Origin of the sequence: Bacillus sp. Bos-x628 (assembly GCF_040500475.1) — a bacterium.
Taxonomy (GTDB): Bacteria; Bacillota; Bacilli; order Bacillales; family Bacillaceae; genus Bacillus; species Bacillus maqinnsis.
The window spans coordinates 232,499-248,066 of the sequence record NZ_CP159358.1 but is presented as its reverse complement, the minus strand read 5'-3'; the positions used below and the strand labels follow the sequence as shown (position 1 = coordinate 248,066).

The window sequence follows — 15,568 nt, the reverse complement described above, 5'->3', positions numbered from 1 at the left end:
GCCGGTCAACGCTTAGAACTTGCACGCCTCCCAAAAAAGCCGCTTTGTTTTTTCATAGATAGAATCAAACTGATTCATTGAAAGAGGATTCCTTCCCTTGCCAAGCTCCACAGTATAGCCTTCACTTTGAAATTGATGAATAAACCAATCACGATAGCCGGCATAGCTATCAATATATTGAATCGGTTTGTAACCACTAGCCTGTTCAAATCGTGCAACGGTTTCTTTTGAAACAGCAGGTTCATGTCCTAGAAATCCCCAGTAAATCTCTTCCCCCTGTGTATGAATCGCCACAAGCCGATCAAAGCGTTTGCGTAAAGCAAGAGTCGCCATCGCTTTTGCTTCTGGTTCTGTTAACGGCTGATCACCTGGATAATCTCTATAAAAAGGCGCCTTCGGCTGGTTACGATAATATTCAATTTCCCAGTAAGCAGGAAATTGATTGTTTAAGTCAATCCCTCGTATGTTCGCCTTCCACTCTTTATAATCTTGATGCTCGCCATTGAACGGCTTCAATTCTTCGCTTGTCAGACCGAGTGATTCTGGACCGTTACGAACCAAATCCACTCCATCTGGATTGACCATTGGCACAATCGATAATGCGGTGGTTTGCAGTATCCGAACTGCTTCATGATGCCTTGCTTGAACTGGATCAGACGCTGCTAAGCAAAACGATTTCAGCCACTTTAATAAAACAGAGGTCGTGATCCATTCATTTGCATGGAATGAGGCATTGAAATGAATGGAGTGTAAATGCCGAGGTGGTTCTGTATATAACTCATAAATAGGTGTACCAAGTACGGAATAACCAATGACGTTGACATGAAGAAAAGGAAACATTTCTGTAAATCTTCTCATCTCCTCCTTTAAACAAACACTGTCATATTCATATGTTCCATTGATCCAATCATCCGATTGCTGCAATCGATAAGGGGTAATGAATGCTTGCAGATCATATACTGATTGAATTGGATGAATCCCCTCAGGGAGTCTATACCCCGGCAGAAGAAGGTAATTAGTACTTGTTTGATTTGATAAATGAAAAGCCGTTTTCCCGATTCCGAGCTGCTTTGCTAAATCATCCATGTCAGCATCCAGCAGCCATTCAATTTTCCCAAAAGACGTTGTCTTCATCTATATCCCTCCTGCTCATACTATATGAAGCAGCATGTGAAAAAAGAAAACCTCTTGCTCAAGAATAAGCAGAGGTTTTTGTATGTTTCAGGACGCTTTTTTTAGCTTTTGTTCACCTTTATTTTTGGATGGTGAATGGTCCCCCAGCCTGTCATGTTCATAAAATCTTAGAAGGTCTCCATAGATAATTTGATCAGAGAATTGAAGCTCCTGCTTTGCTTTTTCTTCATATGGCTTACAAACAGACTCATCATCTCTCGGCTCTCCAGTTTCTTTATTGTAGCAAACACCATCTGTAAAAATACTATCCTTCGTAATAAAGCTTCCATCACGAAGTACTGTGAAATCATTTGTATCTTTTGATAACAAGTCTTGACCAAATTGAATCTGGTTACTTGTATCAATCCCTAGAAGATTCAGCACAGTTGGACGGATATCAACCTGACCTCCGACCGTATCAATTTCTTTAGGATGTTGATCTGTAATACCTGGTATGTGTATAATAAACGGCACTTTTTGAAGTTGTACTTCTTCAAATGGTGTGATTTCTTTGTTTAAGAATTGCCCCATTGCTTCGTTATGATTTTCTGAAATGCCGTAATGATCCCCATATAAAACAAAAATGGAGTTATCGTATAAACCAGCTTCCTTCATCTTTTTAAAGAAACGTTTTAGCGCTTCATCTTGATAACGGACGGTAGGGAAATATTTGTTTAACGTTTTGCTCGTTGAATCATATTCATCAATGAGTTTATCTTCTTCATCCAGATCAAATGGGAAGTGATTGGTTAATGTAATCAATCTCGTATAGAAAGGCTGCGGGATAGATTTCATTAATTCAACTGACTGCTCGAAAAACGGAACATCCTTTAATCCCCAGCCGACAGAGTTCTCATCATTCACATCAAATGATTTAATATCAAAGAACTTGTCATAGCCAAAACTATCATAGATCAAATCACGGTTCCAGAAGCTTTTGTTATTCGCATGAATCACAGATGAATGATAACCTTCATCCTTTAACAGCTCAGGTGTTGCTGTGTACTCATTACTTGGATTTGTGAAAAACACAGCACCTCTTCCAAGTGGATATAGGGAATTATCAACGATAAACTCAGAATCAGATGTTTTCCCCTGACCTGTTTGATGATAGAAATTATTAAAGTTGTAGCTTTTTTTAATTAATTTGTTCAGAAATGGCGTAATTTCTTTTCCATTTAGTTTTTCATTTATAACAAAGCTTTGGGTAGATTCAAGTGAAACGAGAATGACATTCCGTCCTTTTGCTTGCCCAAAAGTCTTTTCATTGCGGTCTACTTTATTTGCCCTCACATAGTTCTCAATTTCAGTTAAACTATTGCTGTCAGCAAGCGCCCTTTGTGCAGACTGCTTTGACTGCAACACACCATCATAAATATGGAAATTGTATAAACTAATATTTTTCACAAGCATTTCACGGTCAAATGATCGAGTTAACAGCTCCGGTCTCTCCATTTCAGCTAAACCAAGGTTAAAAAAGAAAGTGGCTGCAACAAATAAATAATAGGCTGCTCGTTCCTTTCGTGAAATCGTGAGATCCGTTCTAAAAGATGGCTGTCTTTTATATAGCCAAATGAAAATGATGATATCAACGAACATCAGAAAATCGACTGGTTCAATTAAAGAGGTAATACTTGACCCGAGGTCACCCATGTTGTTTGTTTGAAATAGGACGGGGATGGTAAGAAAATCACTATAAAATCGATAAAATACAATGTTGGCTAACAAAATCAATGTCAAGATAAAACTAGTCACGATAATGTATCGATTACGATTTTTTTCTTTGAAAAATAAACCGATACCGAAGATAAACAAGAGAAAGCTAAGGGGGTTAATAAACAGGATAAACTCCTGCATGAAATTTTCAATTTTGATATTAAAACTAGATTTATAGACGACGTAGGTTTTGACCCACATAAACAATGTCGCAATCAGTAAAAATGAAATCGACTTTAATCTTTTCTTTCGCATTGTAACCTCCTTATGCTAAAAACGCACACAGGTTAATGACATCCCCTAATTACTGGCGCTTTTACAAAAATAACTAAAGTATATCTTATCCTGTCTGTTATGGAAAATCAATGTCATTTTTCCCGTGACAAACTTATGAATATGCTAAACATTCATTTTAATGCCGATCAATCGCTTTTTTAAAAAAATGACATCATTTTGACATTTTCATTCAAGACAGCCATTTGTTTTTTGCCATCCATGCACCGCCAATGACTCCTGCATCATTACCAAGTGATGCAATGACCACCTCGACATCCTCTGCACAAGGAGGAAATGCATGATGTTTCACTACGCGCTCTACTTTACTGCGGAGAAGCTCTCCTGCTTTAGATACACCGCCGCCGATGACGATTTTCGTTGGGTTTAAGGCACTGGCTAGATTAGCTAGTACAAGACCAAGATGTGCCGTTACTTCATCAACGACACGCATTGCAAGGTCATCCCCCCTATTTGCCGCCTCAAACACATCCTTTGCTGTCAGCGAGGAGAATGAACTAAGTGAAGACATATGCTGGTTTGTTTCTAACATTTCCTTTGTAAGCCTCACAATACCGGTTGCAGATGCAATGGTTTCTATACAACCTGTTCTCCCGCAATTACACGGCGCTCCCTGAAATGGCACTGCGCATATATGTCCAATTTCTCCGCCAGCACCCGTTTCACCTTGAACGACTTCTCCGTTCACAATAATACCACCACCGACGCCAGTGCCTAACGTGACCATTAGAATATTTTTGGCTCCATCTCCAGCACCTTTCCACATTTCACCGAGTGCGGCAATATTGGCATCATTTTCAATGACAGATGGTAATCCAGTTTCCGCCTCCAAATGGTCTTTCAAGGGATAGTTTGTCCAGCCAAGATTCGTTGTTTTATAGACAATTCCTGATACTTTATCTACTGGACCAGGTGCTCCCATTCCTATGCCGATGAGGGATGATTTCGGCATACTGATCTCAATGAGTTTATGATCAATCGATTTTGCAATATCCACTGTGATTGTCTGCCCAGTTTTATCCGTAAGGATTTCCCACTTATGCTGAATTTCACCATAGACATTGATAAACGCAAGCTTAATGGTAGTCCCCCCAAGATCAACTCCTACAAACCAATCCCCTGTCATAAGCCAACCACCTTCACATTGTTCTACTATTCAATTTAGCCAGTTCCATTTGAAGGACTGTCATTGCACTAGACCATTCTGTACGGTCAATGATTCCATTTGTGTACATTTCCTTCAATTCATCAGCCATAAACTCTAATTCCACTTCACGGTCTCCGAAATATACATAATTTCCAAATCTCATGAGCAGTTGCTGTACATCATATAACGTTTTCATCATCTTCACCATTTCTTTAATAAAGAGATAGGATAAGCGTATTCATAAATCCGCTTTCAGTCAAGTTATTCAACGTGTTTCAATATATTGTTTTAGTTTTAGGAATTGCTTATTGTGAGGGTCTTGTTTTAGAGCCTCTTCAATCTGATCTTCTGCATTTCTTGCATCTCCTGCTTCTGCGTACAATAATGACAAATGATACAGTTTATTAGGTTCATTGGGATCTTTTTTAAGCGACTTTTCCAAGTAATGTATGGCCCTTTCAAGATGACCAAGCTGTGCTTCAGACAGTGCATAAAGATGAAGTGCTTCGGCGGATGCGTTCTTTTGATCTACATATTGTGAGAGCCGTTTACTTGCCTCACGATAGTTCTTCTGATCAAATAAACTGGCTGCTTCACTTGTTGCGGCTGCCTCCTTTTGATCATCAGAATGAAGTCCTGTATAAAACCCAAAAGCACCAATCAACACAAGAAGTACGCTGGCAAGAACCATTTTGACAGGATGAGCCTGTTTAGGCAGACGAACAGCTAAAGCAGCTAAAAATCCGCCAACTAGCCCCCCAAGATGTCCAGCATTATCAATCCCTGATACGGTGAAACCTATTCCCAAATTGATCAGAATAATGACAATGATGTTCGTTCCCATCGTGCGAAAGAAAAGCTGACGGTTAGAGATCGTTAAATATAGCAAAGCCCCTAAACAGCCAAAGATTGCTCCTGATGCACCAGCAGCAATCGCCGTGTTAAACACAAAACTAGCAATTGTACCAAATATGCCAGAAATCAAGTAGATGATCAAAAATCTTCCTGAACCATAGATTTTCTCAACTGCCGCTCCAACAGACCAGAGGGCAAATGTATTAAACAGCAAATGCGTGAGACCAATGTGCAGAAACATAGGTGTGATGAGACGCCACCATTCACCATCTAAGATAAGCGCATTATTTTTAGCACCAAATGCTGTCAATGTTGCCGTATTTGTACTCCCTCCCGATAGCTCAAGCAGCAGAAACATGACGACTTGAATCGCAATGAACATGTAAGTGAATATCGGTCTGCCATTTTGAAAAACAGCCAGTTCTTGTTCACGCTGTTTTTGTTGTACTTCAAACGCTTGAAGTACCTCCATTTTGAGGCGCATCACATCTTCAGCTGTATCTTTATTCACTTGGTCTACATCAATTGAAAGTGAAGTATTTAACCATTTCTTCAGCTCATTTACATCATGTTTAAATATGGTCTCATCCAGTAAAACTGGGGTAATCGTTACCTGATGGTCTTTACGCGGCTGACCATTTAAATCTTGCCAATCATCTACTGGATATTCAGAGGTGAACTGAAGTTGCAAAAGATGAAGAGACCGCTTACGCATCGATTCTCTCAGTTGATTCATTCGATGCGACTGCTCTTGTATATCACGAACAATCTCCTGTCTAAAGTTCACATCTTTTCTATATAGACGAATGAGATCGTATCCCGTGTTTCGCGGCGCTTCAAAAAAAATCTCTTCCTCAGGATAAGGACTTTGGATCATCTCATATCCTTTTTCTCTTAATTCATCAACTACTCGCCAAAATAAACTATCTATTGCATTCATTTATTCGCGCTCCATTTTTTACATTATTATAACAAGAATCTTTCTCACACGCATTTCTGAACAAAAAAATCCCGGCTTTTGCGGGATTAGAATGCTTGGTGAATAAATTTCGTCCGGAAATATGGAATTTTCATCAACGATTTAATTAAAAAATGCCGCACCTGATCTTGGCCTAAGACCAAATTCATCAGTCTATAGCGGTTTTGTACAACGACGAGCGCAAACAGTGTGAACACAATGCTCCAAATCATTTTATTCATGTCATTCCCTCCTATGTTCGTATCGTGGCTTAAATAGGATTTGTTTATGCATGAACATACTATTTTAAGGATTGAATATGACTATGTATCATTCATTGAGAAACGATCTGCAACATTTCATTGTTTTGAATGTCCTATGGCACAAAAAGGCTGATTTATCCCTTCTCCACGTAAAAAGCCCGCTCTTCATGTACAAGGAGCGGACTTCATTACTTTTCATATAACGTTGTAACATGTGCGCCTTTTTCACTGACAATGAGTGACACTGGAATATCGTGGTCTTCAATCGGGACATGTTCAATTTGTTGGACAGAAAGGCAGATAGCAAGCGTTACGCCTTGATAATCAAGTAAATAGCGGTCATAGTAACCGCCTCCATAACCTATACGATAGCCTTTTTGATCAAAACATACGCCAGGTACGATCATCAAATCAATCGCTGTCTTGTCGACAGCAGTTGAGACACTTGGATCTGGTTCCATTAGTCCAAAATAACTGGAATTCATCTTTGTTTGCGGCGTATACTCATAAAACGTCATTTGCTTATTTGCTGGGAAACAAGTCGGCACACAAACTGTTTTTCCCTCCTGCCAAGCCGTTTCGATCAGAGGCCCTGTTGGCACTTCTCTTCCTCTTGACATGGTCAGACCGATAGTCTTTGCCTGATTCCATGCCGTTAATTGAAACAAATGCTTATAAAGAGACGCCGTTTTACGCTCAAACTCCTCAGAACTCAGTTGGTCAAGCATTGCTAATGTTTGAAGCCTCAGCTCTTTTTTCACACTGATCATCTCCCATTATGAAAAAAACAGCAGGAAAATCCCCCTGCTGCTTACTTTGTTTCACGATGTAAAGTTTGTTTTTTATCACGTGAGCAATACTTTTTGAATTCAACGCGATCTGGATTGTTTCGCTTATTCTTTTTAGTAATATAGTTACGCTCACCGCATTCAGTGCAAGCTAGAGTAATATTGACGCGCATGTTTTTCCCTCCAAACTAAAATCAATTCACATTCAGACTTAACTATAATACCACTTCTAGCCTAGGAATGCTAGAATGTTTTTTCATCAATTTCAATTTTCGACCTTTCCCTTATAGCAATGATCTTTCATTTGATGAAAGATCGTCAGCTCCCCTATAAAACCTCATTTTTTGTCGTACTGTATACATGAGAATCCCTCTTCTATCCACAGCCTTTTTTAATCCGTCAGGCTTCTTTTATTTTGACAGCAAGCAAAGTTTTCATACTCGTTTTACATATAAAAAGAAAAATGATGAAAAAAAGGTGATTTTCTTCAGCAATTCCTTTTGAAACGAGCTTTTTTATGGTATAAAAAAGAAGGGTCGAAAACTGTCTGAAACAATCATGTAAGGCTTTTTTGGCTTTCAGCATTAAAATATGAATAAAAGGTGATGAATGATGGAAATTGCAATTATCGGATTGCTTGTTGTCAGTATCATACTGATCGCATTCTCATATTTTCAAAGAGAGCCGATTAAAGAAGTAGAGCAGGAACTTGAAACACTTCAACTATCTGCAATGCAAGAAATCTATAAACTGAAAAAGAAAATGAAGGTCCTTGAAGAAGAATTGCTTGAAACAAATATTGTTGTCCGCAAACAATCAGAAATTGATCCATCCATTGCAAGACAAATTATTTCTAAACATCAAAATGGCATGTCGCCTGAGGCGATTGCCAAGGCAGAGCATGTATCTGTAGAAGATGTCAACATGATCATTAAAGATAACGAGAAGGTGCTTGTATGACGAAAAAAAGCATCCAAACTTTTGCAGCAGGTATGATCCTTGCAACAGGTGTTCTTGCAATCGTATTTTTCCTTACTGGAAAAGATGAAGCAGAAGCGGACACGACAACAAAAGAAACACTTGCAGCTAAAGTCACAGAAGCTGATGTAAAAAGCTATTTAGATTCAAAAAAAGAGGTATCTGTAAGCCGTGATACCTATCAGCAGCTTCTTGATTATAAAGAAAAAGCGCTGAAAGCAAGTGAAGACGGTGATGCAAAGAGTGACCAAACAGCGGACAAGCAAAAAGGCAAATCCATAAAAGTCGTGATTAAAAATGGCATGAGCACAAGTGATGTTTCAGACATGCTTGAAAAAGAGGGAATCATTAACTCGTCTAAAGATTTTAATGATTACGTGATTGATGCAGGCTATCATAAAGAAATTCGAGCAGGCAAATTCAATTTAAAAACAGGTATGACGTTCAAACAAATTGTTAAAGCCTTAACAAAATAACAACAGAAATCCCCTGGCGGCATTGACCTCCAGGGGATTTTTTAACCAAATCGTCCAGATATATAATCATTTGTTCTTTGATCGTTAGGCTCTGAGAACATCACATTCGTGTCATTGACCTCAATAAGCTCTCCCATGAAGAAAAAGGCTGTTCGATCTGAAACCCTTGCCGCCTGCTGCATATTGTGCGTGACAATAGCGATTGTATACTTCTCCTTGAGTTTCATAATCAATTCTTCAATCTTTAATGTCGAAACAGGATCGAGCGCCGACGTCGGTTCATCCATTAATAAGATGTCTGGACTTGTGGCAATCGCTCTTGCGATACATAGACGCTGCTGCTGTCCACCAGAAAGACCTAATGCAGGAGCACTTAGACGATCTTTCACTTCATCCCAAAGTGCGACATCCCGAAGTGCCTTCTCAGCTATCTCTTTCAACTGCTGTTTGCTCTTGACTCCATGGATTCTTGGGCCATATACAACATTATCGAAGATAGATTGCGGAAAAGGATTTCCCTTTTGGAACACCATTCCTACGTTTTTACGTAAATCGACTAAATCTACACGGCCTTTTAAAATATTTTGACCGTTATACATCATCTCACCTGTGATTTTCACACCTGGCACTGTCTTGACCATGAGGTTTAATGTTTTAATAAAAGTGGACTTCCCGCAACCTGAAGGACCAATAATAGCTGTGACTTCATGCTCCCTGATGGTTAAGTCAATATGTTTTAGTGCATGATGCTGACCATACCAAAGGTTCATATCATTGACGCGAAAAACCTCTTTTGCTACTGGTTCAGTTGCAACTGCTGCATTCATCAAACTCACCCGCCTTATCCAAATCTACCATTGATATAGTCTTCTGTTTTTTGCTGTTTTGGACGTGTAAAGATATTTTCTGTAACATCATATTCCACTAGATCACCATTAAGGAAAAAGGCAGTATGATCCGACACACGTAAAGCCTGTTGCATGTTGTGTGTCACAATAACGATCGAATATTCATTTTTCAATTCTGTTAAAAGCTCTTCAATCTTTGCATTTGAGATTGGATCAAGAGCAGAAGCTGGTTCATCTAATAGAAGCACACTAGGCTTCATCGCAAGAGTCCGTGCAATACATAGACGTTGCTGCTGACCGCCCGATAGTGATAATGCAGAACGGTGCAAACGATCTTTCACTTCATCCCATAATGCGGCTTTTGTTAAGCTTTCCTCCACAGCATCATCAAGCACTGATTTTCTTTTTTCACCAGCATATTTTAATGCATGGGTAATGTTATTGTAGATTGATTTAGGAAATGGGTTTGGTTTTTGAAACACCATCCCGATTTCTCTCCTTAAGTTCACCACATTAATGCGTTCATCCAGAATATTTAACCCTTCGTACATGATCGCCCCTTCACTTCTTGCCCCTGGAATGAGGTCGTTCATCCGGTTGATGCTACGTAAAAACGTTGATTTCCCACAACCTGATGGTCCGATTAATGCAGTGATGGCGTTCTTTTCAATCTCAAATGAAATCTGATTCACCGCTTTTTTCTCACCATAATAAATGCTTAAATCCTGCACCTGTAAAATATGTTCCGCTTGAAGTGGAGCCTTTTTTGCTGCAATCTCTTTTTTTTCTGCGAGCATTTGAACCATATCCCCTTCACACCTCTCTCCATTTATTTTGACGTAAGCTTCTTATGAATAAATGAACCAAGCCATCTAGCTAATAAGTTAAAGATTAGTACAGACAGCACGAGCACTGCCGATGCACCATTTGCAATGGCCTCTGCATCTGGAATGATGCCTTGTGTATTCACACTCCATATATGAACAGCAAGTGTTTCTGCCGGTCTAAAAATATTGAGTGGTGATGTATCTGAAAAAGGACTCCAGTTCGTAAAATCAAGTCGGGGCGTTGTCAGACCTGCTGTAAAAAGAAGTGCAGCCGCCTCACCAAAAACTCTTCCAGATGCTAAAATAGCGCCAGTGATAATAGAAGGAATCGCTCCAGGAATAAGAACGGTCTTGACCGTATGCCACTTCGTCACACCTAGCGCAAGTGATGCTTCCTTTTGGTCTTGCGGCACTGAACGAAGTGCATCCTCTGTAACCCTCACCATCACTGGTAAGTTAAAGACGGTTAGTGCAAGAGCTCCCCCAATGATCGTATAACCCCAACCTGTTAAATTAACAAACAACAGCAAACCAAACATTCCAATGACAATGGATGGCAGTGACGACAGAACCTCAATACATGTACGAATAAAATCGGTCACTTTATTTTGAGGTGCATATTCTGCCATATAGACACCGCCACCAACACCAAGCGGCACTGTGATTAGCATCGTGATGATCAAGATGTAAAATGAGTTAAATAGCTGATCCCGAATCCCTCCGCCAGAACCAATCGCACTTGAACGAGTTGTCAGGAAATCAATATTTAATTCTTTTGCACCGTTGATAATAATGTAAGAAAACAAACCAACAAGAATCGCCGTAATAATGGCGGCACATAATCCAAAGATCAACGTGGCAAAACGATCAGTCATTTTACTATTCATTAGATTTTCCTCCTAGAGGACAAGTATCTGATAATGAGTATGAACATAAATGATACAACTAGAAGGACAAGTCCCATTGACCAAAGTGTATTATTTTCAACACTTCCATACGTTGTGTGACCCATGTTTAACGTAATAATCGTTGTTAAAGTACCAGCTGTGTCCATCATGCTCTCTGGTAAGTTACGCGTGTTCCCAATGACCATCTGAACTGCTAGTGCTTCCCCAAATGCTCTCGCCATTCCAAGCACGACTGCTGTCATCAATGTTGGAAAGGCCGCTGGAACAAGAACACGTCTAATCGTTTGCCATCTTGTTGCACCTAATGCATACGACCCTTCCCTTAAACTTTTTGGCAGTGAAGCCATTGCATCAGTGGCAATCGATGTAATGGTTGGCAAAATCATAATAGATAGGACAATCGTTCCTGCTAAAACGCTGTGCCCTGAGCCACTTGACTTGAAATGTCCAATAAACGGCACCAATACTGTAAGACCTATGAATCCGTAAACAACGGATGGAATCCCTACAAGCAATTCAATCACCGGCTGGAGAATTTTACGACCCCACGCGGGTGCAATTTCTGTCATAAAAATTGCGCCTGCGATACCTAGAGGTGCTGCAATGAGTGCTGATAGAAGCGTGACTGCGATAGAGCCAAAGATAAATGGAAATGCTCCATACTGCGGGTTCTCTGCTGTTGGGTTCCAATTGATACTGGTTAAGAACTCAATTGGGCTTACACCATTAATGATGAAAGATTGCAAACCCTTAATGCCAAGGAAGATTGTAATAGCGATCGATACTGCAATCATTAAGAAGGCGCAGAACTTCACCAAAAGACTTCCTCTTACTTCATCCATGTGCCTATTTTTCTTCGAGCTGATCAACCGATCGCTCGCTTCTGTATGTTCTATCTGTTTCATCCTTTTCTACTCTCCTATGAATGTCATAAAAGGAAAAGTGAAAAGCTCCACTTTTCCTTCATCATCAATTCAAGCCCTTTTACTTTTCTGTTTGTTTACCTTTTGCATCTCTTTCTACTTTCATATCAGAGACTGAGATGTAGCCTTGGTCTTTTACGATTTGTTTTTGTACTTCATCGCTCATTAAGTAATCTAAGAATTGTTTTGCTAGACCTGTTGGCTCACCTTTAGTATAAGAGTGCTCGTATGCCCAAATTTTATATTTACCGCTCTCCACATTGCTTTCATCCGGCTTCACACCATCAATGTTAAGCGGTGTAATCTTGTCATCTGTTAAATAAGAGAATGCTAGATATCCGATGGCACCAGGTGTTTCTGCAATCAGTTTTTTCACTGTGTTTGAAGAATCTTCTGTAATTCCTTCTGCAGGTGTAGCACCGTCAAGTGCATATTTCACAAATGTTGCACGAGTTCCTGATGAATCAGGTCTATTCACAAGTGTGATTTTTTGATCTTTCCCGCCAAGCTCTTTCCAGTTTTTGATTTTACCAGTAAAGATTTTTTTCAATTCGTCCTTTGTGATGTCTTTGACACCAACTTCAGGGTTAACAGCTGCTGCCATTCCAACAACTGCGACTTTGTGGTCTTTTAAAGCTTTTGCGTCGATTCCGTCTTTCTCTTCGGCGAATACATCTGAGTTACCAATTTGTACAGATCCTTCTGACACTTGAGAAAGCCCTGTTCCTGAACCGCCTGCTTGTACTTGAATATCGGCTTTTGGATGTTTATCCATAAATTTTTCTGCTGCCGCAAGAACTAAAGGCTGCATTGCAGATGATCCTGAGACGGTAATGGAACCTGATGCCTCTTCTTTACTTGAAGCATTTCCTTTACTGTCTTTTGAATCACTGCTTGAGCTGCTGTTTCCGCATGCTGTGACGAATGCTAACATTGCGATTGTAAGGAAAGTAAGCAGCCATAATTTGTTCTTTTTCATTTCAAGAATACCCCCTGAATAATTTGTCCTACGAGTAATACATTAAAGGTTCTTTATTAATTTCGTTTAAATGGAATGTTAAGGTTTTGTAAATGTCGGAGTTTTGTAGAGAGGATGCGGAGTTTTGTATGATTTTTGTCAATTTATATCGAAAAATTTGAAGAAAACATAAAAAAACGCCCACAAAAAGTGAGCGTTTTTTCCTAGTTTAGATCTAGTTATTTGTTTCTGCTTCGTTTTCAATTTTATCTTTGTTTTTCGCTTGTGTGTCATCGCTTTCCTGTTTCGATTTCAGCTCAAAGTATTTATCCAGTACTTGTTCACCGATATCATTTGTGATGGGATAGCGCTGATTGTAGTCTTGATACACCCACGGCACAACGACAGAAATAGCCACTTCTGGATTGTCAGCAGGCGCATACGCAACAAGTGTTGTATTGTACGTCGGTGTGCCTCGCTTACTTTTAATTGGTCCGTCATAAAATGATTGAGCGGTTCCTGTTTTTCCAGCTGGATTGTATTTTTTGTTACCGAAGTTGGAATATGCTGTCCCTTTTGGGTTTTGCATGACAAGCTTGAATCCTTGCTGCACACGCTTGATTTCGTCACTTGTCATATCGAGCTTGTTTAATACATCCGGCTTGACTGATTCAGTCACAGCTCCAATGCCACGCTGCGGATCTGGTTCTCTGACTTCCTTGACAAGCTGCGGACGTAAACGGTAACCACCATTTGCAATGGTCGAGACATATTGCGCCATTTGTAGCGGTGTAAATGTGTCATATTGTCCAATTGCATAGTCAAGTAAGAGACCTGATTGTGTAGATGTTCCTCTATAGCCAGTCGCTTCGTTTGGAAGATTAATGCCTGTTTTTACCCCAAGACCAAATTTACTGAAATTGTAGCGGAACGTATCAAATGCTTTCGTATCAATTGGAAGAGGCTGATTCTTACGATATTCCCCTTTACCAATGGCAATGGCTGTTTTAAACATATACACGTTCGACGAACGCTCTAGTGCAGTTAAGTCATTGATGAGTCCCATATTTTGATAAGATTTCTTTGGCGGTGACTGTGCGATATATAGTGGTTCATCATACTGAGTACTTCCAATATGAATCGCGCCTGTTTTATATCCTGTCAGTACAGTTGCACCCTTTACAGCTGATCCCATCGCATAAGAAGACGTCATCGTACCTAACGCATAGTCATCAAATTTGTACTTGCCATTTTTGCTTGTAATCTGTTTACCCGCAATGGATAGAACCTCTCCATTTCTCGGGTCCATCATGACAACAAACGCACGATCAAGAAGCCCCGTTCCGCCTCTTTGTTTCGCACTTTTCAAGTTCTTTTCAATGATTTTTTCAACAGCTTTTTGTAGCTCAATGTCAATGGTCAACACTAGGTCTTTTCCGCTTTTTCCCTCTGTTAATACTTTAGTGCTTGTGACATTGCCTTCTTTATCTGTTGTACTCTGTTCTTTTTCCTTTTGACCTTGCAACACATCTTCATACTGATATTCGAGATAGCTCTTACCCACACGGTCATTTCGGCTGTAACCTAGTGAGAGATAATGTTCAAGCAGTGATTGCGGGAGACCTTCATCACTTGAGGAAACACTACCGAGCATACTACGAAGCAGTCCTTTATAAGGATAACTACGTGTCCAGTCTGTTGTGACATCAACACCTGGTAGCTCGTCCAAATGCTCAGAAACGTAAGCAATTTCGCTTGGCTTCACATCTTCATTTTTAATGAACTGAGGCGTTAATGCATAACCTGCATCCATCTGCCTTTTGATCGCAAGCACTTGCAAATCTTTTTTAGTAAGTTGATTTAATTCCTTGTCTGTGATTCGCTTTAACTGAAGTTCATATAGCTTGTCATCAGACAATTTATCGTCACCTTTTAGTTTCGCTTCCTTTTCAACAAGCTTTTTCGCCTGATTCGGGTGAATTAATATCCAAAAGTCTTTTTTATCACGATCCGTAATTTTTTTCGTACTGACATGGATCATATTCGCCAACTTTTTTGCCACTTTGAGACGCTCTTCTTGTGAGGTTGTCGAGGTTCTCGTGTATGTAATGGCATTTAGCGCTTTATTGCTGACGATCGTGTTATAGTTTCGATCATAAATTTTCCCTCGAGGAGCAGATGAGCTGACACTGACATCCTCTTGCTTTTCAGCCTGTTTTTTATAATCTTCTCCATTGACAATCTGCACAAAACCGAGTCTGACAACAACACCGGTAAAAATAATAAACGCAGCTAAAAATAATAAATTGAGCCGGATCGGAAGTGTTTTGCGCCCTTCCTTTGCGTCTTTTTTGTTTTTCTTGTTCCTCATCACATCACCTTTTCTATCAAGAAAGAAATGGCACCCCTTTTATGTATAAAAGGTGCCATATCATTTTAGCGGTTTTTCTATTTTT

Annotated in this window: 16 protein-coding genes; 2 read left to right on the top strand and 14 right to left on the bottom strand. The window is 39.8% G+C overall.

Features of this window, described 5'->3' with window-relative positions; all coding sequences use genetic code 11:
• Positions 1–12: 12 nt before the first annotated feature.
• From ABVJ71_RS01260 to rpmG, 8 genes are all read right to left on the bottom strand, one after another.
• Entirely contained in the window at positions 13–1,134 is a 1,122-nt protein-coding gene (locus ABVJ71_RS01260) for a M14 family metallocarboxypeptidase (protein ID WP_353855242.1), read from the bottom strand.
• A gap of 87 nt (positions 1,135–1,221) precedes the next feature.
• Complete coding sequence (locus ABVJ71_RS01255; protein ID WP_353855241.1) at positions 1,222–3,144, bottom strand: LTA synthase family protein; 1,923 nt, start codon at positions 3,142–3,144, stop codon at positions 1,222–1,224.
• A 211-nt stretch (positions 3,145–3,355) separates the two neighbouring features.
• Entirely contained in the window at positions 3,356–4,309 is a 954-nt protein-coding gene (locus tag ABVJ71_RS01250) for an ROK family glucokinase (RefSeq protein WP_353855240.1), read from the bottom strand.
• Between the two features lie 13 nt (positions 4,310–4,322).
• The gene (locus tag ABVJ71_RS01245; RefSeq protein WP_353856504.1) at positions 4,323–4,526 is read right to left on the bottom strand and encodes a YqgQ family protein; all 204 of its coding nucleotides are present in this window, start codon (positions 4,524–4,526) and stop codon (positions 4,323–4,325) included.
• Between the two features lie 69 nt (positions 4,527–4,595).
• A complete protein-coding gene (locus ABVJ71_RS01240) occupies positions 4,596–6,125 on the bottom strand; it encodes a rhomboid family intramembrane serine protease (protein WP_353855239.1) in 1,530 nt (509 codons plus the stop codon).
• A gap of 86 nt (positions 6,126–6,211) precedes the next feature.
• The gene (locus ABVJ71_RS01235) at positions 6,212–6,385 is read right to left on the bottom strand and encodes a hypothetical protein (protein WP_353855238.1); all 174 of its coding nucleotides are present in this window, start codon (positions 6,383–6,385) and stop codon (positions 6,212–6,214) included.
• A 209-nt stretch (positions 6,386–6,594) separates the two neighbouring features.
• The gene (locus ABVJ71_RS01230) at positions 6,595–7,167 is read right to left on the bottom strand and encodes a 5-formyltetrahydrofolate cyclo-ligase (RefSeq protein ID WP_353855237.1); all 573 of its coding nucleotides are present in this window, start codon (positions 7,165–7,167) and stop codon (positions 6,595–6,597) included.
• A gap of 50 nt (positions 7,168–7,217) precedes the next feature.
• Complete coding sequence (gene rpmG, locus ABVJ71_RS01225) at positions 7,218–7,367, bottom strand: 50S ribosomal protein L33 (protein WP_008360061.1); 150 nt, start codon at positions 7,365–7,367, stop codon at positions 7,218–7,220.
• 439 nt (positions 7,368–7,806) lie between these two features.
• Between rpmG and ABVJ71_RS01220 the strand changes: the two genes are divergently transcribed.
• The gene (locus ABVJ71_RS01220) at positions 7,807–8,154 is read left to right on the top strand and encodes a hypothetical protein (protein ID WP_353856503.1); all 348 of its coding nucleotides are present in this window, start codon (positions 7,807–7,809) and stop codon (positions 8,152–8,154) included.
• Entirely contained in the window at positions 8,151–8,648 is a 498-nt protein-coding gene (locus tag ABVJ71_RS01215; protein ID WP_353855236.1) for an endolytic transglycosylase MltG, read from the top strand. Before ABVJ71_RS01220 ends, ABVJ71_RS01215 begins: the two co-directional genes overlap by 4 nt.
• Positions 8,649–8,689: 41 nt before the next feature.
• Here the strand turns inward: ABVJ71_RS01215 and pstB (ABVJ71_RS01210) are convergent, their stop codons facing one another.
• The 6 genes from pstB (ABVJ71_RS01210) to ABVJ71_RS01185 all read right to left on the bottom strand — a co-directional run bounded on the left by pstB (ABVJ71_RS01210) (position 8,690) and on the right by ABVJ71_RS01185 (position 15,483).
• Positions 8,690–9,475, bottom strand: coding sequence for a phosphate ABC transporter ATP-binding protein PstB (pstB, locus tag ABVJ71_RS01210; RefSeq protein ID WP_353855235.1), 786 nt, complete (start codon positions 9,473–9,475; stop codon positions 8,690–8,692).
• 14 nt (positions 9,476–9,489) lie between these two features.
• The gene (gene pstB / locus ABVJ71_RS01205; protein WP_353855234.1) at positions 9,490–10,293 is read right to left on the bottom strand and encodes a phosphate ABC transporter ATP-binding protein PstB; all 804 of its coding nucleotides are present in this window, start codon (positions 10,291–10,293) and stop codon (positions 9,490–9,492) included.
• Between the two features lie 32 nt (positions 10,294–10,325).
• Positions 10,326–11,210, bottom strand: a complete 885-nt coding sequence (gene pstA / locus ABVJ71_RS01200; RefSeq protein WP_353855233.1) for a phosphate ABC transporter permease PstA — start codon at positions 11,208–11,210, stop codon at positions 10,326–10,328.
• Complete coding sequence (pstC, locus tag ABVJ71_RS01195) at positions 11,210–12,136, bottom strand: phosphate ABC transporter permease subunit PstC (RefSeq protein ID WP_353855232.1); 927 nt, start codon at positions 12,134–12,136, stop codon at positions 11,210–11,212. Before pstC ends, pstA begins: the two co-directional genes overlap by 1 nt.
• 79 nt (positions 12,137–12,215) lie before the next feature.
• Positions 12,216–13,133: a phosphate ABC transporter substrate-binding protein gene (locus ABVJ71_RS01190; RefSeq protein ID WP_353855231.1), complete on the bottom strand. Its 918-nt coding sequence runs from the start codon at positions 13,131–13,133 to the stop codon at positions 12,216–12,218.
• A 214-nt stretch (positions 13,134–13,347) separates the two neighbouring features.
• Positions 13,348–15,483, bottom strand: coding sequence for a penicillin-binding protein 2 (locus ABVJ71_RS01185; protein ID WP_353855230.1), 2,136 nt, complete (start codon positions 15,481–15,483; stop codon positions 13,348–13,350).
• Positions 15,484–15,568: the final 85 nt, after the last annotated feature.